The sequence below is a fragment of the Paraburkholderia sp. RL18-101-BIB-B genome (assembly GCF_046026985.1).
Lineage (GTDB): Bacteria > Pseudomonadota > Gammaproteobacteria > Burkholderiales > Burkholderiaceae > Paraburkholderia.
The window spans coordinates 13,440-32,845 of sequence record NZ_JARESV010000061.1; the positions used below are offsets into that span (position 1 = coordinate 13,440).

General features: G+C 63.4%; 17 protein-coding genes. 10 read left to right on the forward strand and 7 right to left on the reverse strand.

Annotation, left to right across the window (positions count from 1 at the left end; all coding sequences use genetic code 11):
• Positions 1–27 precede the first annotated feature (27 nt).
• Entirely contained in the window at positions 28–1,512 is a 1,485-nt protein-coding gene (locus P0D73_RS40955; protein WP_408177852.1) for an aldehyde dehydrogenase family protein, read from the reverse strand.
• A gap of 278 nt (positions 1,513–1,790) precedes the next feature.
• Here P0D73_RS40955 and P0D73_RS40960 point away from each other — a divergent pair, with 278 nt between their 5' ends.
• The 4 genes from P0D73_RS40960 to P0D73_RS40975 all read left to right on the forward strand — a co-directional run bounded on the left by P0D73_RS40960 (position 1,791) and on the right by P0D73_RS40975 (position 5,727).
• Complete coding sequence (locus P0D73_RS40960) at positions 1,791–2,663, forward strand: GNAT family N-acetyltransferase (protein ID WP_408177851.1); 873 nt, start codon at positions 1,791–1,793, stop codon at positions 2,661–2,663.
• 5 nt (positions 2,664–2,668) lie between these two features.
• Positions 2,669–3,595 (forward strand): 2-hydroxyacid dehydrogenase, encoded by a 927-nt coding sequence (locus tag P0D73_RS40965; RefSeq protein ID WP_408435600.1) that lies wholly within the window; start codon positions 2,669–2,671, stop codon positions 3,593–3,595.
• Positions 3,596–3,778: 183 nt separating this feature from the next.
• On the forward strand, positions 3,779–5,176 hold the full coding sequence (locus tag P0D73_RS40970) for an aspartate aminotransferase family protein (RefSeq protein ID WP_408177849.1): 1,398 nt from the start codon (positions 3,779–3,781) through the stop codon (positions 5,174–5,176).
• A gap of 53 nt (positions 5,177–5,229) precedes the next feature.
• On the forward strand, positions 5,230–5,727 hold the full coding sequence (locus tag P0D73_RS40975) for an Lrp/AsnC family transcriptional regulator (protein WP_011491802.1): 498 nt from the start codon (positions 5,230–5,232) through the stop codon (positions 5,725–5,727).
• A gap of 50 nt (positions 5,728–5,777) precedes the next feature.
• Here the strand turns inward: P0D73_RS40975 and P0D73_RS40980 are convergent, their stop codons facing one another.
• Positions 5,778–6,725: a LysR substrate-binding domain-containing protein gene (locus tag P0D73_RS40980; protein ID WP_132381894.1), complete on the reverse strand. Its 948-nt coding sequence runs from the start codon at positions 6,723–6,725 to the stop codon at positions 5,778–5,780.
• 135 nt (positions 6,726–6,860) lie between these two features.
• Here P0D73_RS40980 and P0D73_RS40985 point away from each other — a divergent pair, with 135 nt between their 5' ends.
• The 6 genes from P0D73_RS40985 to P0D73_RS41010 all read left to right on the forward strand — a co-directional run bounded on the left by P0D73_RS40985 (position 6,861) and on the right by P0D73_RS41010 (position 12,875).
• Positions 6,861–7,943, forward strand: a complete 1,083-nt coding sequence (locus P0D73_RS40985; protein ID WP_408177848.1) for a tartrate dehydrogenase — start codon at positions 6,861–6,863, stop codon at positions 7,941–7,943.
• Between the two features lie 33 nt (positions 7,944–7,976).
• Positions 7,977–8,966 carry a succinylglutamate desuccinylase/aspartoacylase domain-containing protein gene (locus tag P0D73_RS40990; protein WP_408177847.1) on the forward strand — a complete coding sequence of 330 codons (990 nt, stop codon included), beginning with the start codon at positions 7,977–7,979 and terminating at the stop codon, positions 8,964–8,966.
• Positions 8,967–9,000: 34 nt separating this feature from the next.
• Positions 9,001–9,345 (forward strand): cupin domain-containing protein, encoded by a 345-nt coding sequence (locus P0D73_RS40995; RefSeq protein ID WP_132381888.1) that lies wholly within the window; start codon positions 9,001–9,003, stop codon positions 9,343–9,345.
• Positions 9,346–9,715: 370 nt separating this feature from the next.
• Positions 9,716–10,918: a porin gene (locus P0D73_RS41000; RefSeq protein ID WP_132383248.1), complete on the forward strand. Its 1,203-nt coding sequence runs from the start codon at positions 9,716–9,718 to the stop codon at positions 10,916–10,918.
• 75 nt (positions 10,919–10,993) lie between these two features.
• Positions 10,994–12,352, forward strand: coding sequence for an MFS transporter (locus P0D73_RS41005; protein WP_408177846.1), 1,359 nt, complete (start codon positions 10,994–10,996; stop codon positions 12,350–12,352).
• Positions 12,353–12,545: 193 nt separating this feature from the next.
• On the forward strand, positions 12,546–12,875 hold the full coding sequence (locus P0D73_RS41010; protein ID WP_132381884.1) for a hypothetical protein: 330 nt from the start codon (positions 12,546–12,548) through the stop codon (positions 12,873–12,875).
• A 16-nt stretch (positions 12,876–12,891) separates the two neighbouring features.
• Here the strand turns inward: P0D73_RS41010 and P0D73_RS41015 are convergent, their stop codons facing one another.
• From P0D73_RS41015 to P0D73_RS41035, 5 genes are all read right to left on the reverse strand, one after another.
• On the reverse strand, positions 12,892–14,052 hold the full coding sequence (locus P0D73_RS41015; RefSeq protein ID WP_408177845.1) for a glycoside hydrolase family 53 protein: 1,161 nt from the start codon (positions 14,050–14,052) through the stop codon (positions 12,892–12,894).
• Positions 14,053–14,190: 138 nt separating this feature from the next.
• The gene (locus tag P0D73_RS41020; protein WP_408177844.1) at positions 14,191–16,155 is read right to left on the reverse strand and encodes a beta-galactosidase; all 1,965 of its coding nucleotides are present in this window, start codon (positions 16,153–16,155) and stop codon (positions 14,191–14,193) included.
• A gap of 37 nt (positions 16,156–16,192) precedes the next feature.
• On the reverse strand, positions 16,193–17,044 hold the full coding sequence (locus tag P0D73_RS41025; RefSeq protein ID WP_408177843.1) for a carbohydrate ABC transporter permease: 852 nt from the start codon (positions 17,042–17,044) through the stop codon (positions 16,193–16,195).
• Positions 17,045–17,063: 19 nt separating this feature from the next.
• On the reverse strand, positions 17,064–17,969 hold the full coding sequence (locus P0D73_RS41030) for a carbohydrate ABC transporter permease (protein WP_408177842.1): 906 nt from the start codon (positions 17,967–17,969) through the stop codon (positions 17,064–17,066).
• An 85-nt stretch (positions 17,970–18,054) separates the two neighbouring features.
• Complete coding sequence (locus P0D73_RS41035; protein ID WP_408177841.1) at positions 18,055–19,308, reverse strand: ABC transporter substrate-binding protein; 1,254 nt, start codon at positions 19,306–19,308, stop codon at positions 18,055–18,057.
• Positions 19,309–19,406: the final 98 nt, after the last annotated feature.

A 19,406-nucleotide genomic window follows, 5' to 3' on the forward strand; every position in this document is an offset into this window, starting at 1 on the left:
CCGGCATGCCAGGCGGATGACACGCGATCAGGCGCGCAGGTCGATCAAGACGCTCTTGAAACGCAGGTTGGCCTCGTAGGCCTGGCGGCCCAGGTCCTTGCCGATGCCGGAACGCTTGAAGCCGCCCGTGGGAATCATGAAGTCCGAGGTGCGGCCATAACGGTTGACCCACACCGTGCCCGCTTCGAGTCCGCGCACGAAACGCAGCGCCCGGCCGAGGTCGGCGGTATGCACACCAGCCGCGAGGCCGTACTCGGGATGCTGCGCGAGCGCGAGCGCTTCTTCTTCGGTATCGAAGGTTTGCAGCGTCAGCACCGGCCCGAAGACTTCTTCGCGTACCGCTTCGGAGTGCGCCGTGACGTCCGTCAGCAAGGTCGGGCTGTAGAACGCGCCGTCCGCGCCGCCGTCGGCACGGACGCCGCCGTAGCGCAGCGTCGCGCCGGCTTCCAGCGTGCGTCCCACGATGCCTTCGATGCGCGCCGCCTGCGGCGCCGAGATGATCGGCGAAAGCGTGGTGCCGGCGGCCCATGTCGCGCCGGGCTTCAGCTCGGCGAAGATCTTGCCGATGCGCTCGGCAAGCGGCTCGGCGAGACTTCGCTCAACGAGCAGACGCGAGCCCGCCACGCACACTTGCCCCGCGTTGCCCGTGATCGCGCCGGCGATGCGGCGCGCCACGTCGTCCAGACGCGGCGCGTCGGCGAAAACGATTTGCGGGCTCTTGCCGCCCAGTTCGAGCGTGACCGGCTTGGTGCCGCTGTTCGCACACGCGGCCATGATCGACGCGCCGGTGCGCGTGGAACCCGTGAAAGTGACCTTGCTGATCTTCGGATGACGCACCAGTTCGTCGCCGGTCACGCGCCCATCGCCCTGAATCACGTTGAAGATGCCCGCGGGCACGCCCGCCCGCACCGCCAGTTCGGCGAGCCGCAGGACCGAGAACGGCGTCATCTCCGAAGGCTTCAGCACCACCGCATTGCCCGCCGCAAGCGCGGGCGCGATCTTCCACGAGGCCATGACCAGCGGGAAATTCCACGGTGCGATCGCGCCGATCACGCCGTACGGCTCGGCGATCGTCATGCCGAGATGATCGTGATCCGTGGCCGCGACGTCGCCGCCCAGCTTGTCGGCGAACTCGGCGTAAAAGCGAATGCCCTCGGCGGTGAACGGCACGTCCCAACCGATTGCCTGCGCAATCGGGCGCGTCGAGCCGAGCGCTTCGAGTCTGCCGAGCGTCGGCGCATCGGCTTCGACCAGCTCGGCGAAGCGGCGCAGGATCTTCGCGCGCTCACGCGGCGCCATGCGCGCCCAGCCACAGTGCTTGAAAGCCTGCCACGCGTTCTCGACCGCGCGGTCCACCATGCCGGCATCGGCGAGCGGCACCGACGCGTACACCACGCCGTCCGACGGCCGCGCCACTTCGATGCGGCGCTCGCCCGCCTCTACATCTACATATTCACCGCCGATGTAATGGCCGCTGCGAATCGCGACGTCGTCCGGATTGAAGCTGTCCATGAGCAAGGTTTCCTGTGTGACTGGATGGTGGTCCGTGCGGTGCGTTTCGTGAACGCCGCCGCCATGACAAAATCGTAGAGCCGCGGGCCTGGCATATGTCGCCGACAAAAATCGCCACGCAGCAGAACTCACCTGTAATGCGCGCCCAGACCTGGCGTTTTGCATCGAATTTGAACGGGGCTCTTTCCGGGGCCCGCGATAAAAAGATCGTCCTAGTCACACCGCGCACCGGATGACACAGTGACGGCGTAAGCCTTCAGTCAATCAGGGAGTACGGCGTGTCCGATTCGATTACCTATAGACGCTTCACCCTCGACGACATCGCCGCCGCACACGCGTTGACGGTCGAACTCAAATGGCCGCATCGCGCGGACGACTGGAGATTCGTCGCGCAGCTGGGCGTGGGTTTCGTCGCGGAAGACGCGAGCGGCGTGATCGGCACCGCCCTGTGCTGGAAATACGGCGCCGAGTGCGCCTCGCTCGGCATGGTGATCGTGTCGCCGGCAAGCCAGGGGCGCGGTATCGGCAGAAAGTTGATGGACCTGGTGCTGGACGAACTGGGCGGCCGCGTCACGTTCCTGCACGCCACCACCGCCGGCCAGCCGCTCTATGAAAAGCTCGGCTTTCGCGCGGCCGGCACACTCGACCAGCATCAGGGCGCGGCGTTCCAGCCACCGCTCGTGTCGCTGCCGCCGGGCGAGCGTTTGCGCCCGCTCGGTTCGAGCGACACCGCGCGGCTGGTCGAACTGGCGTCGCGGGCCAGCGGTCTGGATCGCGGCGAAGTCCTGCCCGCGCTGCTCGGCACCGCCGACGGCATTGCGCTCGATCGCGACGGCGAACTGATCGGCTTCGCACTGTTTCGCCGCTTCGGACGCGGCTTTGCGATCGGTCCAGTGGTCGCGCCCGCCTCCGAGGATTCGAGCCGCGCCAAGGCGCTCATCAGTCACTGGCTGGCGCTGAATGAAGGCGTGTTCGTGCGTATCGATACCCCCGGCGATAGCGGTCTGACGGAGTGGCTGGAACAGTTGGGCTTGCCGCGCGTGGACACGGTCGTCAAAATGGTCCGCCCCGCCACGCCGGGCGAGCCCGCGAGCGGCGCACAGGACGCGCATTACCTGCAATACGGCATCATCAACCAGGCAATCTGCTGACCATCATGGCCTTCCTCTATAAAGCCGACCCGGCGCGCGGCGCCCAGTGGGCAAAACTCTTCGCGCAGAAGGCGCCGGAGTTGCCGTTTCATATCTGGCCCGATCTTGGCGACCCGGCCGCGATCCGTTATCTCGCCGCCTGGCAGCCACCGGAAGATCCGACGCGCACCTTCCCTAATCTGGAAGTCGTGTTCTCGGTCGGTGCGGGCATCGACCAGTTCGATCTTTCGGGCGTGCCGGAGCATGTGCCGGTCGTTCGCATGATCGAGCCGGGGATCGTCGAAGGCATGGTCGAGTACGTCACGCAAGCCGTGCTGACGATTCATCGCGATCTGTTCGACTACGGGCTTCAGCAACAGCAGCAGGTCTGGCGCGAGCTGCCGCTCAAGCCGGCCAGTCAACGCCGCGTCGGCGTGCTCGGGCTTGGCGTGTTGGGCACGGCCGTGCTGGAAAGGTTGCGCCTGTTCGGCTTCGACTGCGCGGGATGGAGCCGTTCGGGTCGCGAGATCGAAGGCGTGGCGTGTTATGCGGGCGAAGACGCACTGGATGCGTTTCTCGCGCGCACCGATATTCTGATCTGCTTGTTGCCGCTCACGCCTGCCACGCGCGGGCTGCTCGACGCGGAGTTGTTCGCGAAGCTGCCGCGCGGCGCGTCGCTGATTCAAACGGGCCGCGGTCCGCATCTGAATCAGCAGGACTTGCTGACGGCGCTCGAGAGCGGCCAGTTGCAGAACGCCATTCTCGACGTCACCGATCCCGAGCCATTGCCCGCTGGTCATGCGCTGTGGACGCATCCACGCGTGCGCGTCACGCCGCATATCGCCAGCGCGACGCGGCCCGAAACCGCCGTCGAGGTGGTGCTGGAGAATCTGCGCCGCCATCGCGAAGGCTTGCCGATGGTCGGCCAGATCGACCGCGCGCAAGGCTATTGAGGGCAGCACCGCATGAAACGCCCGCGCGGCGCCGCTTTTCAGCGTCCGCAGCAGAAAATGCCAAGACCGCGCATCAAAACGCGTCGTGCGCGCTTTTCAGGCAATTGTTTAGGTGAGCAGGCGATCGTCGCTGATCAGTAGTATGGAACGGTCAACAGCCCCTTCCCGCGACGAGAAACCATCATGCCGATTCAATCGCTCATTGAAGCCGACCGCAAGCATCTGATTCACCCGGTCATCAACTACCGCGTGCACGAAGCACGCGGCGTCACCGTCCTCGAATCCGCCAGCGGCGCATTTCTGCGCGACGCGGCCGGCAACGAACTGCTCGACGCGTTTTCCGGACTCTGGTGCGTGAACGTCGGCTACGGCCAGCAGAGCATCGTCGATGCCGCCACCGCGCAGATGCAGAAGCTGCCCTACGCGACCGGCTACTTCCATTTCGGCTCGGAGCCCGCCATCGAACTCGCGCAAAAGCTGGTCGAGGTGTCGCCCGCTTCGCTGCAACACGTGTACTTCACGCTCGGCGGTTCGGACGCGGTGGACTCGGCACTGCGTTTCATCACGCATTACTTCAACGCCACAGGGCGTCCGTCGAAGAAGCACATCATTGCGCTGCAACGCGGCTACCACGGCTCGTCGACGACCGGCGCCGGCCTTACCGCCCTGCCCGCGTTCCACCGCAACTTCGATCTGCCGCTGCCGAACCAGCATCATCTGCCGTCGCCGTACGCGTACCGCGGCGATTTCGCCGACGACGCCGCGCTGATCGCCGCCTCGGTGGCCGCGCTCGAAGCGAAGGTGGCCGAACTCGGCGCTGACAACGTCGCCGCGTTCTTCTGCGAACCGATTCAGGGCTCGGGCGGTGTGATCGTGCCGCCGGTCGGCTGGCTCAAGGCGATGCGTGAAAGTTGCCGTAAGCTGGGCATCCTCTTCGTCGCCGATGAAGTCATCACCGGATTCGGCCGCACGGGTCCGTTGTTTGCGTGCCAAGGGGAAAACGTCGAGCCGGATCTGATGACGGTGGCCAAAGGCCTGACCTCGGGCTACGCGCCGATGGGCGCCGTGCTGATGTCGGACGAAATCTATCAGGGCATTGCGAACGGCGACGCTGAAGCGGTGGTCGGTCATGGCCATACGTATTCGGCGCATCCGGTGAGCGCGGCCATTGGTCTCGAAGTGCTGCGCCTGTATCACGAAGGCGGGCTGCTCGCGAACGGCGTGGCGCGCGCGCCGCGTTTCGCGCAAGGCCTCGACGCGCTGCTCGCGCATCCGCTGGTGGGCGACTCGCGCCACCGTGGCCTGCTCGGCGCGCTCGAACTCGTCGCCGACAAGGACAGCAAGGCGGGCTTCGACCCGGCGTTGAAACTATCCGAACGGATCGCCGCCGCCGCGTATGAAAACCGCCTGATTTTCCGCGCCTTCGGCGACAACATTCTCGGCTTCGCACCGGCGCTCTCGTACACCGAGGCCGAGTTCGATCTGATGTTCGAACGGCTTGAAAAGACCCTCGACGACGTTCTCGCACAAGCCGACGTGCGCGCCGCGTTGAAGGTCAAAACTCATGCCACCGCATGCTAGAGTAGAGGGCCATCCCAGCCCCACACACCGATCGCCGGAGCGACAACGTTACGATGAGCAGCGACTGCAAGCTAGACCGGATTGACCTGCGCATACTTTCCCAATTGCAGAAGAAAGGCCGCATAACCAACGTCGAGCTTGCCGACGCGGTCGGCCTGTCGCCCAGTCCTTGCCTGATCCGGGTCAAGCGTCTGGAGAAAGCCGGCTACATCATCGGCTACGGTGCGCAGATCCAGCTCGAAAAGCTCGGCGACGTGCAGATCGTGTTCACCGAAGTCACGCTCGCCGATCATCGGCGGGAAGACTTCATCAAGTTCGTGAATGCGATTCGCGACGTCGACGAGATTGTCGAGTGCCATCTGGCAAGCGGCGGTTACGACTACCTGCTGAAGTTCGTCACGCGCAGCGTGAGCCATTACCAGAGCATCGTGGAAGGTTTGCTGGAACGCGATATCGGCATCGAGAAGTACTTCAGCTACGTGATCATCAAGTCGCCGTTCGTGAAGAGCCATTACCCGCTCGAAACGCTGTTCTCGCAGAATCATCACTAGGCATTGCTTTGTCCTTGATCCGCCGAACCTTGCCGCTCAGGGTTCGGCGTTCAACGTTCCGCCATGTCTGCGCCTGCTGCACCGTCGGCCGGCGGACTCGATTGCGCGAATTCCTCGCTGAGAAAGTCCACGCAGACCCGCACCTTCGCCGATTGCGCGAGCCGCGCCGGATACACCGCCCACAGATTCGCCGGTTGCGTGACCTCGGGCAGCACCTGCTGCAACTGGCCGCTTTCGAGCAGCGGCCGCACGTCCCACATGGAACGCAGCACGATGCCGCGTCCGGCCAGCGCCCACTCCACCGCCACTTCGCCGTGATTGGTCGACAACGGTCCCGTGACCTTGATCGAGACCGCCTCGCCGCGCACCGTCAATCGCCACAGACCGAACGGATGGTCGCGCTCCTTGATGGCGAGACACGCATGCGAGGACAGCTCGGCGAGCTGGCGCGGCGCGCCATGCCGCGCGAGGTAGCCGGGCGACGCGCACAGCACGCGATAGTTCGACGCGAGCCGCCGCGCGATCAGATGCGGCGCGATCTCGTCGCCAATGCGCACATCCAGATCGAAGCCTTCGCCGCCCACATCGACGAGACGGTCGAACAGATCGAGCCGCACGCTCAATTGCGGATAGCGCTCGGAAAAGCGCGCGAGCGCGGGTGCCACGAAGCGCCGGCCAAAGCCGAAGCTGCTGGAAATGCGCAGCTTGCCGCCGGGAATGCGGCGCGTGGTGGAGACGTCTTCCACGAGTTGATCGACATCGTCGAGAATCTTTTCGGCCCACGTGTAGACGCGCTCGCCCGCTTCCGTGATCGCGACCCGGCGCGTGGAACGGTGCAATAAACGCGTACCGAGCGTAGTCTCGAGCACGTTGATGCGTTTGCTGACGTACGCCGCGGACACCGACAAGGCCTCCGCCGCCGCGCTGAAACTGGATTTGCGCGCGACTTCGCAAAACACGCGCAAATCGCCGAGATCGGGTGATGGGACGGCGCTCATAGGTTGATGGATGGCAGCGGCGTTTGTACACGAATCGTGCACAGTGGCTTAACTAAAGCGACCATTTTAGTCTCAAACAGCAGGAATAAAATAGCCCTTATCGAATCATCCAGAAGCCCAACGGAGGAGCACAACATGTCGAAGAAATATCGGATCGCAGTCATTCCCGGCGACGGCATCGGCGTCGAAGTCATGCCCGAAGCCATTCGCGTGCTGGAAGCGGTGAAAACGCGCTTCGGCATCGAGCTGGAGTATCAGCACATTGAATGGGCGAGCTGCGAGTACTACGCGAAGCACGGCAAGATGATGCCGGACGACTGGAAAGCGCAACTGCAATCGGCCGACGCGATCCTGTTCGGCGCGGTGGGCTGGCCCGACACGGTGCCCGACCATATTTCGCTGTGGGGATCGCTGCTGAAGTTCCGCCGCGAATTCGACCAGTACATCAACCTGCGCCCGGCCCGCCTCTTTGCCGGCGTGCCTTCGCCGCTCGCGGGCCGCAAGGCGGGCGACATCGACTTCTGGATCGTGCGTGAAAACACCGAGGGCGAATATTCGTCGGTGGGCGGCGTGATGTTCGAAGGCACGGAGCGCGAATTCGTGCTGCAGGAATCCGTCTTCACGCGGCACGGCAGCGAACGCGTGCTGAAGTTCGCATTCGATCTCGCGCAACGGCGCGAGCGCAAGAAGATCACAGTGGCCACCAAGAGCAACGGCATCGCGATCAGCATGCCGTGGTGGGACAAATGCGCGGCCGGCGTCGCCGCGCAGTATCCGGACGTGACGTGGGACAAGCAGCACATCGACATTCTCTGTGCGCGCTTCGTGCTGAATCCGGATCGCTTCGACGTGGTGGTGGCCACCAATCTGTTCGGCGATATCCTGTCCGATCTCGGCCCTGCCTGCACGGGCACGATCGGTCTCGCGCCGTCGGGCAACCTGAACCCGGACCGCAAGTTTCCCTCGCTGTTCGAGCCGGTGCACGGCTCGGCGCCGGACATCGCCGGCAAGAACATCGCCAATCCGATCGCGATGATCTGGTCGGCCGCGATGATGCTCGACTTCCTCGGCAATCACGCCGGCAAGGAGCGCGAGGCGCACGACGCGATTCTGGCCGCGATCGAAGCGACGCTGGTGGAAGGCCCGCATACCGGCGACCTCGGCGGCAAAGCAAACACCACCGAAGTCGGCCAGGCGATCGCGGCAAAGCTCGCCTGAGTCTTTCGCTCACTCTCTGCCAGGACAACTCGCATGAGCATGGAAGCCTACCCCATCGAAGTCGAATTCCCCGATATTTCGCGCCACGAACAATCGGCGTCCGGCATCGCCTACGTCCATACGTTCGACTCGGGCGCGCCGGGTCCGCACGTGATGATCAATGCGCTCACGCACGGCAACGAGGTGTGCGGCGCGATCGTCGTCGACGAATTGCTGCGGCGCGGGTTGCGGCCGCGGCGCGGGCGCCTCACGTTGGCGTTCGCGAACGTCGCTGCGTATCAGCGCTTCGATCCCGCCGAGCCCGATGCGGCCCGCTTCGTCAATCAGGATTTCAATCGCGTGTGGACCGCCGCGGTGCTCGACGACGCGTCGCGCACGTCCAGTGAATTGACGCGTGCGCGCGCAATGCGGCCGGTGATCGACACGGTCGACGCCCTGCTCGATCTGCATTCCATGCACGAGAAGAGCAAACCGTTGATCGTCGCGGGACCGCTGCCAAAAGGCATCGACCTCGCCGTGCGGCTCGGCACGCCCGCCACCGTGATCTGCGACGAAGGCCATCCGGAAGGCCGCCGCATGCGCGACTACGAAGGCTTCGGCGACCCCGCCAGCGCGAAGAACGCACTGCTGATCGAATGCGGACAGCATTGGGAACAAAGCGCCGTTGCGGTCGCGCGCGACACCACCGCGCGCTTCCTGTTGCTGGCCGGCGTGGTCGACGAAGCGGATCTGCCGGCGGGCTGGCTCGCGCCGTTGCCGCCCGCGCAGCACATCGTCCGCGTGACGCAGCCGGTGGTGGCCACCAGCATGGATTTTCGATTCGCGGCGCCCTACACGGGGCTGGAGATCTTCGCCGAGGCCGGCGCCGTGATTGGCTGGTCGAACGGCGAGGCGGTCACCACACCCTACGACAACTGCATGCTCGTCATGCCTTCGCTGCGGCAACTGCGGCCCGGCGTGACCGTCGTACGGCTGGGCAAGATCGAGCAGACCGTGACGAGCACCCAAACCAGCGGCCAATGACACGGCCCATGCGCACTCAAAAGGTAACGAGAAGATGAAGGTACAGCAGCTCAAGCAAAGCGTGAATCTGCAGAATCTGGAGGACTGGGGCAAGGCCGGGCTGCCCGGCACGACGCCGATTCAGGTGTCGGGCGTGCAACGCGTCATCAAGGGCAGCGAATCCATCGATACCGGCATTTTCGAATGCACCGCCGGCACTTACCGCCGCTCGGTCAAGCAGGCCGAGGTGATGCACTTCATCGCGGGGCGCGGCCGCTTCACGCCCGATAACGAGGAGACCATCCACTTCGAGAGCGGCGACACGCTCTTCTTCGAAGCCAATACCGAAGGGCTTTGGGAAGTCGAGGAGACGATGCGCAAGGTCTACGTCATCTTCTGAACGCCGCGTTACACGTCACGCGTTGCACCGGGCGCCGCGCCGCACCATGCGGTGCCTGTCAGGCCGGCGCTCCTCTCTCTTCCCAATCCCATCCCCTCCCGGCGCGCCGACGCGCGCCGCGGCCTGCGTGATCCTTCTCGCTGTCCAGCGCCTTTTTCCAACCGATGTGCATCCGCAACAAAGTCGGGTAATCCCGCGTTGACCCTTCCTTGTCATATTACTTACAGTGCAGACTTGTTCGCATAAAGAATCACAGTTCTACATACGAACAACTCGCACACAAGAATTTGATGACGACCGGGTCGCCGGGACTGCCGTCGCAGTCGAGGCAGGTCGAATTGGAGAACACCTCTTGAATCGCAATATCACAATGACCCGGCTCGCCTGCGCGATCGCCGCTCTGGCCAGCGCACCGGTTTTCGCGCAAAGCAGCGTGACGCTGTACGGTATCGTGGATACGGGTATCGGCTATCAAAGCAGTCAGGCCCCTTCGCTCGGCTCGACCTCGGGCGGCAAATCGAACGTGAAGATGGTGCAAGGCGTGTGGGCCGGCAGCCGCTTTGGCCTGAAGGGCGCGGAAGACCTCGGCGCCGGCACCAAAGCCATCTTCCAGTTGGAGTCGGGTTTCAATTCCGCCACCGGCGCGCAGCAATATACGAACGCGATGTTCGGCCGCCAGGCATGGGTCGGCGTGACGAACCCGACGTACGGCACGCTGCAGGCCGGCCGCCAGTACACCGCGTACTACTCGCTGCTGTCGCCGTATAGCCCGACCACGTGGCTCACCGGCTTCTACGGCGCACACCCGGGCGACGTCGACGCGCTCGACACGATTTACCGCGCGAACAACTCGCTGGTCTATACCTCGCCGAAACTGTACGGCTTCACGTTCAGCGGCTCGTACTCGCTCGGTGGCGTGCCGGGCAGCCTGAATCGCGGCTCGACGTGGAGCGGCGCGGTGCAGTACATCAACGGCCCGGTCGGCGTCGCGGTCGGCTTCATGCGCATCAACAACTCGACGCTCGGCGGCGGCGCATACGGCGCGGACTCGACCGTCTCGAACAACGGCGCACAGCCGGGCGTGTCGGCCGTGACCAACGGCTATCAGACGGCGCAGGCGCAACAGCGCTTTGCCGTGACCGGCGGCTATAACTTCGGCAATGGCTGGGACGTGTCCGCGGCGTACTCGAATGTGCAGTACATTCCGGGTGTCGGCTCGAGCTTCCGCGATACGGCGATCTTCAACACGGGCGGCGTCGTGCTGCACTGGAAGCCGACCGTTTCGTGGGACTTCGCGACCGGCTACAGCTACACGCGCGCCACCAAGGCGAATGGCATCACGAGTTCGGCGCAGTACCAGCAGGTCAACCTGTCCGAGTACTATGCGTTGTCGAAGCGCACCGGCCTCTATGCGTTGCAGGCATTCCAGCGCACCAACGGCAATACGCTGGGCACCGCCGGTTCGGGCCACATCATCAGCGCGACGGCAACCATCGGCGACGGCTTCCAGAGCGCGCCGTCGTCGTCGCGCAGCCAGTTCGCCGCCGGCGTGGGCATCGTGCACCGCTTCTAAAACGGCGTCCGATCGTATAAAAAGAAAAGGCTCGTACTCACGAGCCTTTCCGTATTCAGCAGTGAGGAGACCATCATGAACCGCAGCACCGCTGTGAACGTTCAGACCTTCATCAACGAACATCCCTTTTCGCCGTTCCAGTGGCTCGTGTTCTTCATGTGTTTCATCATCGTCCTGCTGGACGGTTTTGACACGGCCGCGATCGGCTTCATTGCGCCTTCACTGATCGCCGAATGGGGCATCACCAGGCCGGCGCTCGCGCCCGTGCTGAGCGCGGCGCTGTTCGGCCTCGCCTGCGGCGCGCTCGGCTCGGGACCGCTGTCCGACCGGCTCGGGCGACGCTCGCTGCTGCTCGGCTCGGTGCTGCTGTTCGGCGTGGCGTGCCTCGGCTCGGCATTCTCGACCAGCATCGAGCAACTGACGACGCTGCGCTTCATCACCGGCGTCGGTCTCGGCGCGGCCATGCCGAACGCCGTGACGATGATGGGCGAATACTGCCCGGATCGCCGCCGTGCGACCTTGATCAACCTGATGTTTTGCGGCTTCCCGCTCGGCGCCGCGTTCGGCGGGTTCCTCGCCGCGTGGATGATTCCACATTTCGGCTGGCGCAGCGTGCTGCTGCTCGGCGGCATCACGCCGCTTCTGCTCCTGATCTTGCTCGTGATCAAGATGCCGGAATCGGTCCGCTATATGGTGGCCAATAGCCAGCCGGTCGAACGGGTTCGCACGGCGCTCGCGCGCATTTCGAGCGAAGCGGCGCAAGCGGGCAGCTTCATCATGACCGAAACCGCGCCGCAGACCGGCGGCAAGGGCATGGCGGTGGTGTTGTCGCGCTCGTACATCATCGGTTCTGTGATGCTGTGGATCGCCTATTTCATGGGCCTCGTGATCTTCTACGCGTCGATCAACTGGATGCCGATCCTGCTGAAGGACGCCGGACTCACGCCGCAGCGCGCGACACTGATTTCCGCGCTGTTCCCGCTTGGCGGCGTGGGCGCGGTGCTGTGCGGCGTGCTGATGGACCGCTTCAACGCGAACCGCATCATCGCGGCCTGCTATGCGTTGACGGCCGTGAGCGTGTATTTCATCGGCCAGGCGGTGGGCAACGTGGGCGCGCTGGTGTTCATCGTGTTCGTCGCCGGCGTGTTGATGAATACCGCGCAATCGTCGATGCCGGCGCTCGCCGCCGCGTTCTATCCGACCGAAGGCCGCGGCACGGGCGTGGCGTGGATGCTCGGCATCGGGCGCTTCGGCGGGATCGCGGGTTCGTTCCTCGTGGCCGAACTGACGCGCCGCCATTTCACGTTCGGGGGCATCTTCGCGATGGTCGCGGTGGCGGGTCTGATTTCTTGCGTGGCTTTGCTGATCAAGCAGGCGGCACGGCCGCATGTGACGAACGTGGGCGCGTCGAAGGCGGAGTCGTTCGGGCATTGAGCGGCCGTGCGCGGGATGATCTAATGGTTGTTTGAAGCCGCCTTTCGAGGCGGCTTTTTCTTTGCTGCCTCGCGTCAGAAAACGCGACGCGTCACTTCCCGATAAACTACGCGGTTGTTGACCCATTCGGTTGCCGCGGTGGTAGATGCCAGCGCTTTCGCACCGTTGCTCATCTAACCACAGGATTCAGGGAATGAAACGCGTAGTCGTATCCGCGCTGCTTGCGGTGTGTCTCGCGCAGCCGGCCGTTCAAGCCGTTGCGCAAACCGTCAGCGACCAATGCTTTGCGATCGGCGATATCGCCGGGCAGGTCGCCTCGTGGCGCGCGCACAAAAAGACCAAGGCGCAAGCACTCGATCAGGCCGCCAAGTACTACAAGGATGCGGCTGACCGGCAAGCGGTCAGCGCCATCATCGAGAAGATCTACAGCCCGGACGCGCCGCACATGACGCCGGATCAGGCGAGCATGATGTTCACGTCGGATTGCGCGAACCGTAACAAGGCGCAGGCGCCCACGCAATAGCGGCTGGCTCTAGCCACTAGCGTTTTCGAAATGCATCCAGCGACGTCAGCGCGTTGCCGTGGAAATCGAACAACGTGTTGTTGTCCCACTGATCGCCGGTGCCGACTTTCCATCCGACGTTCGGCGTCGGAATCCATTCGGGCTCCCACCAGAACACGCCTTTGCCGTGGCCGTCCGGTATCGCCTTGACGATGTCCGTCAACGCGCCGAGAAACTGCGCCTGGCCTGCCGGGGTCTGCGGGTAAGTCGCGGAGCCCACATTGGTCATCGAGTTCGGTTCGGAATCGCCGTCGCTGGTGGTCCACGGGTATGCGGTCTCGACCACCATCACATCCTTGTCGTAGCGCGTCGCGAGGTCGTTCGCATTGTTCTGCAAGTCGCTCAGCGAGCCTTGCCACTGTGGGTAGTAGGACAAGCCGATCACATCGAACGTGACGCCGCGCTGGGTCGCGCTGTCAAACCACCAGCGGCTCGTCGCGTTGTTGCCGCCGCTGTCCACATGCAGCATGACCTTGATGCGTTCATCGACGGATTTGACCGCGTCGTGCCCCGCCTTCAGCAATTGCGCGAGGTTGTCCCACTGATCGTATTTGCCGAGCGGCCATAGCATGCCGCCGGTGATCTCGTTGCCCACTTGCACCCACTCCGGATGCACGCCGTCGCGCTTGAGCATCTTCAGCACGCTCGACGTGTACTCCGACAGCAATGCGCAGGTCTGCACGATGTCCTTGCCGGCCCAAGCGTGCGGCGGATACTGCTTGCCCGGATCGGCCCACCAGTCGCTGTAATGGAAGTCGATCAGCACGCGCATGCCGAGCGCGGCGGCGCGGCGCGCGAGCACACGCACATGCTCGGCATTGTTGTAGCCGGCAGCGGGACTTTGATCGGCCGGGAAAAAGTTCGGATTGCCAGGATCGTTCCAGACCTTGATACGAATCGAATCGACGCCGTGGCTTCTCAGCAGCAGCAGACAGTCGTGCGGTACGCCGTGCTCATAGAATTTCGCACCGTTCGCCTCCAGTTCGAGCAGCGTCGATACGTCCGCGCCTTTTGCAAACCGACTGCCACGGCTCGAGGCTTGCAGTTCGGCCGCGAGCGCCGGTGCGCCGAGCGTTGCACCGGCGCCGGCTGCCGCCGCCGTCGATGCGAGCCAGCCGAGCATTTCTCTTCTGTTCATCTGTCATCCTCCATCTATTGATGGGCGGCTATTCTGAAGGCCGCCTGGTCCCAGGTTGAAGCGCTTGAGTTTCACCCTCCGACAAACACACACTTTTTCGACTCGATTCGATTCGATTCCGTCGAACAGTCAACGGCCTCAGGCGTTCTTCCACGCGCAGACATCGCCCGTTTTCAGCAACGCATCGCCGAGCACGAACGTCGCATCTGTCGGCGCCGGCGCATGCACGGGCTCCGCGCCAAAATTGAACGCAAACGTCAGATCGCCGCGTCGCCGAATGCGCAAGCCTTCCGCCAATAGCTGCGTGTCGATCCCGGCCTCGTGCGCCGCCTGTTGCAATACCGTGCGATGCAACGCGTGCGACAGCCAGCCCGCCACATAGCGAACCCTGCCGTGCGAGAGAATCGCCGGCCACGTGTCGTCGAATTGCGCGTCGACCTGCGTGTCGCCATTAGCCCGCACGTGCTCGCGCCAATGCATCGCCGCACCATGCATGCCGCCGATCGACACCGCGGGCGCCAGCGTGGGCCGCAACGTTTCGACTTCGAGCACCTGCATCGGCAGAACGCGTTGCAAGGCGCCGGGCGGCAGAGTGGAAGGAATGGCGAAGCTGTCGGTTTTCGAGCCGCTGCGCGGGCCGAAGACCCATTGCGCTTCGCTCCGCTCGATCTGATGCACGAGCGCGTCGTCGATCACCGCAATGCTGGGCACTACCACCATGGCATAGCCCGTTAGATCCGCGCGGCTCGACACGATATCGACGTCGAGCCCGAGTTCGCGCAACGACTCGTAGTAGTCGAACGCGAGCGTCTGATAATCGAAGGTTTTGCCATGACGCTGAATCTCGAACATCCATTGCGTCTCGTAGTCGAATACGAGCGCAACAGATGCGCGCGACGGCGCGGCGAGTTCCGACAGCGCGGCGCAAGCTGCAATCTCGCGCGCCGCCTGTTGCACTTCGAGGCCGCCCGGCGACAATTCGTTATTCGGCAGATTGAGCCCGGAATGCATCTGTTCCTGCGCATACGGACACTGACGCCAACGGAAATACGACACCAGTTCCGCGCCATGCGCGAACGCCTCGTAAGCCCACAGCCGGACCATGCCTTTCGCGGGCACCGGATTCCACGCCGCCCAGTTGACCGGCCCGGCCTGCTGCTCCATCACCCAGAAGCGTCCGTTGCCTATCGCGCGGTAGCGGTCATGGTCAAACGCGGAAACATCAGGATGCGCGGTGCGCGCATAACGCGCCTTCTGCTCGTCGGGCAGCGCGATCGATTCGGTGCGCGCGATCGGATAGCTGTCCCACGCGGCGACATCGAGCGCATTGTCTTTGGCGAAGCGGTAGTGATCGAAGGTCGTGAAAAAACCCATGAAGTTGTGCAGCAAGTCCGCCTTCGGCGCGTACTCGCGCAATACATCGATCTGCTCGCGATGAAAACTCGCCACCTCGTCCGACATGAAGCGGCGGAAGTCGAGCAGATGAATCGGATTGGCGTCGGTGGGCGTGAGGTTCGGCAAGCCGATCGCCTCGAACGACGGGTACTCCATGCTCCAGAACACGTTGCCCCACGCGTCGTTGAGCGCCTCGACGGTTTCATAGCGCCGCCGCAGCCAGCTTTGAAAGCGCCCGAGCGCTGCTGGCGAATAGCTGGGTACGGTATCGTGGCAGCCGAGTTCGTTATCGGTCTGCCACGCGACGATGGAAGGATGCCTTCCATAGCGCTGCGCCATCGCCGTGACGATTCGCAAGCACTCGCGGCGATAGATTTCGCTGGATATATCGTAGTGACGGCGCGAGCCGAAATTCCAGCGCGTGCCGTCGGCGCGCACCGGCAGCACTTCCGGATACGCGTCGATCAGCCACTTCGGCGGCGAAGCGGTCGGCGTGCCGAGCACGAGTTTCAACCCGGCGGCCGCCAACGTGGCGACGGCTTCGTCGAGCCATTCCCACACGAATTCGCCGGCGCGCGGCTCCATCCGGCTCCACGCGAATTCGGCAATCCGCACATGCGTGATGCCGAGCTCGACCATACGTTTCGCGTCGTCGGCCCACATCGTGCGCGGCCATTGTTCCGGGTAATAACAGACACCAAGTTGCATGAGAAAGTCTCGTTGTTGGATGACGTCGAACAGGCGCTCAGCCCTTGCTTGCACCGAAGGTCAGACCGGCGACGAAATGCTTTTGCATTGCGAAGAACATCAGCACGGAAGGCAACGCGGCCAGCACCGAACCGGCGGCGACCAGATTCCATGCGGTCGTCCATTGGCCCTTGAGCGCCGCGACGCCCACCGTGATCGGCGCGGCGTCGTCGCCTTGCGTGAGACACAGCGCCCAGAAGTAGTCGTTCCACACGAACGTGAACACCAGAATGCCTAGCGCGGCGAGCGCGGGCCGGATCAGCGGCAGCACGATGCGCAGGTAGATAGTCCATTCGCTCGCGCCTTCCACGCGTGCGGCCTCGATCATTTCGAACGGCAACTGTTTGATGAAATTGCGCAGAAACAGTGTGCAAAACCCGGTCTGAAACGACACGTGGAAAATCACCAGCGCCCAGACGCTGTTGAAGAGTCCGACCTTCAGCGCCATATCGCGCACCGGGATCATCAGGATCTGGATCGGCACGAAATTGCCGGCGACGAACGCGAACAACACCGCCGTATTGCCCGGAAACCGATAGGTCGCCAAAGCAAAACCCGCCATCGACGCCAGCACGATCGCGCCGATCACCGACGGCACCGTGATCAGCACGCTGTTGGTGAAGTAATGCAGCATCGGCGTTTGCGTGAGCGCGGCACCGTAGTTTTCGATCAGCGCGAAGTGTTTGGGCCAGCCCCAGTAATCGCCTTGCGAAAGCTCGTCCGATGAACGGATCGACGTGACGAGCACGGCCAGCATCGGCAGCAGCCAGATCAGCAGCGCGATGGGCAGCGACGCTTTGTAAAGCGTGCGATTGAGCGGTTTCCAGCGTTCGACGGGAAGCGGATACATGACGCGTAACTCCTGGAGATCAGCGTTCTTCGCGCAACATGCGGCGCAAATGGAACACGATGTAGACGAGCATGATGGCGAACAGCACGACGGCAATCGCCGCGGAATAGCCTTCGCGGTAGTACTTGATGGCCTGGTCGTACATGTAATAGGCGAGCACGGTGGAGCTGTCGAACGGACCGCCGCCGCTCATCACCGCGATCAGATCGAAGCTGCGCAGCGCGCCGATCACCGTCAGCACCACGGCCATGAACGTGGCGGGCCGCAGTTGAGGCAGGATCACGTACCACAGCAACTTCACGCCCTTGGCGCCTTCCATGCGCGCCGCCTCGACCACTTCCGGATTGATACCGGTCAGGCCCGTGAGATACAGCACCATGCAGAACGGTGTTTGCGGCCACAGCGCGGCGAAGACGATGCCGAACGTCACCGTGTGCGGATCGCCGAGCACGGGAATACCGTGGCCGACAATCAGACGAAGCAAGCCGAAGCCCGGGTCGTAGAACCAGCTGAACACGAGACCGACCACCACGCCGGAGAGCACGAATGGCGCGAAGAACAGCGACTTCACGACGCGCATGCCACGGATATGCTGGTTCAGATACAACGCGAACAGCAGGCCGAGCGGCGGCGCGAGCAGGAACAGCACGAGCCAGATGAGATTGTTCTTGAGCGCCGTATAGAACGTGTCGGCATGAAACAGCTCGATGTAGTTGTCGAAACCCGCGAAGGTTTTCGGCGTCATGCCGTCCCAGTGGTAAAAGCTGAGCGAAATGCTGCTGATGATCGGATACACCACGCACAGGCAGAACAACGCACAACCCGGCAACAGGAAGAAAAACGCGGCGCGGTGCTGGTGACGGCGCGTCGTCGAGACGTGACGGTGCGAAGCCGCGGGGAAGCGGCGCGCTGCGGAATGAGACATGGATCGGGCCTCGTCGGAAAATCGAAGACGAATCGAGGACGAGCGCCGGCCGTCGCTACGCCGCCGGCGCTCCAGGACTGCTTCTTTACTTCTGGTAGATGCGCTTGCGGGTCGCTTCGAGACGCACGAGCACGGCGTCGAGTTGCGACGGATCGCTGTAGAACTGCTGCATCGCTTTCATGCCTTCGTCGGCCATTTCCTTCTGCATGTCGCGATCGTAGAACTGCGCGATGCCGCCTTTGGTGTTAGCGAGCGTCTGGAAGCCGACCTTCGAAATCGCGTCTTCAGGTTCCGCCGACTGGCTATTCGACGGCAGTTGGCCCCAGCCCTTCGCGAGATCGGCGTTGATCTGCGGCTGTTCCATGAAGGCGAGCAGCCTGCGCGCGTCGGCCTTGTTCTTCGCTTTCGCGGGAATCAGCAGCACGTTGACCGGACCGTCTTCGGCCATCGGCACATTGGCATCGATCACCGGGAAGCGGAAAAAGCCGGTTTGCGGTTTGAGGTTCGCCGGAATGCTCGCAGAGAAGAACGTGCCCATCAGCATCATCGACGCCTTGCCGTTCACGAGAAACGGCGCGATCGAATCGAGGTCGTAGGAGAGCGCGTTGTCGATGAAGTAGTGATCGTCGATCAGCGTTTTCCACGCGGTGTACACCTTCTTGACGCGCGCATCGGTGTAGGGAATTTCGCCCGCCATCAATTGCTGATGGAATGCGTTGCCGTTGATGCGCAGATCGAGATAATCGAACCAGGCGGCGAGCGTCCAGCTATCGCGCGCGGCCACGGCGATCGGCGCCACGCCGCTCGCCTTCAGCTTCTTGCAGGCATCGAGAAATTCGTCCCACGTCTTCGGCTCGCTCTTGATGCCGGCCTTCTCGAACAGATCCTTGCGATAGAAGAAACCGTAGGCGTCATAGCCGAGCGGCGCCGCGTACTGCTTGCCTTTATACGTCGACGCTTCCTTCACCGACGCGTACTGCTGCGACCAGCCGTTCTTGCTCCAGTCCGACGACAGATCTTCGAGCAGGCCGCGTTGCGCGTAATACGCCATGCGCTCGCCGTCGTGCCACGAGACGACGTCGGGCGGATCGGTGGCGAGCCAGCCGCTCATCTGCACCTTGTACGCTTCTTCGGTGATGTAGGTCACCTTGAGATCGACATCGGGATTGGCTTTCTTGAACTTGTCGAACGCGTCCTGCCACGTCGAGCGCTGATTACCGCGCGCCGATACGTTGACGTTGAGCGTGGCGGCGTCGACGGCGGCACAGCAGAGCGAGCCGGCAACCAGCGCGGCTGCGATCGACACGTGTGCAAGACGGCGAAGGCGAAGAGCAATCATCTTGTGTCTCCTTGATACCTTGTTGACCGGCAGCGTGTGGCTGCCGGCGATGTAACCCGCTCTGTGGCGGAATTCGGCTTTGATGAATCAGTGGGTGT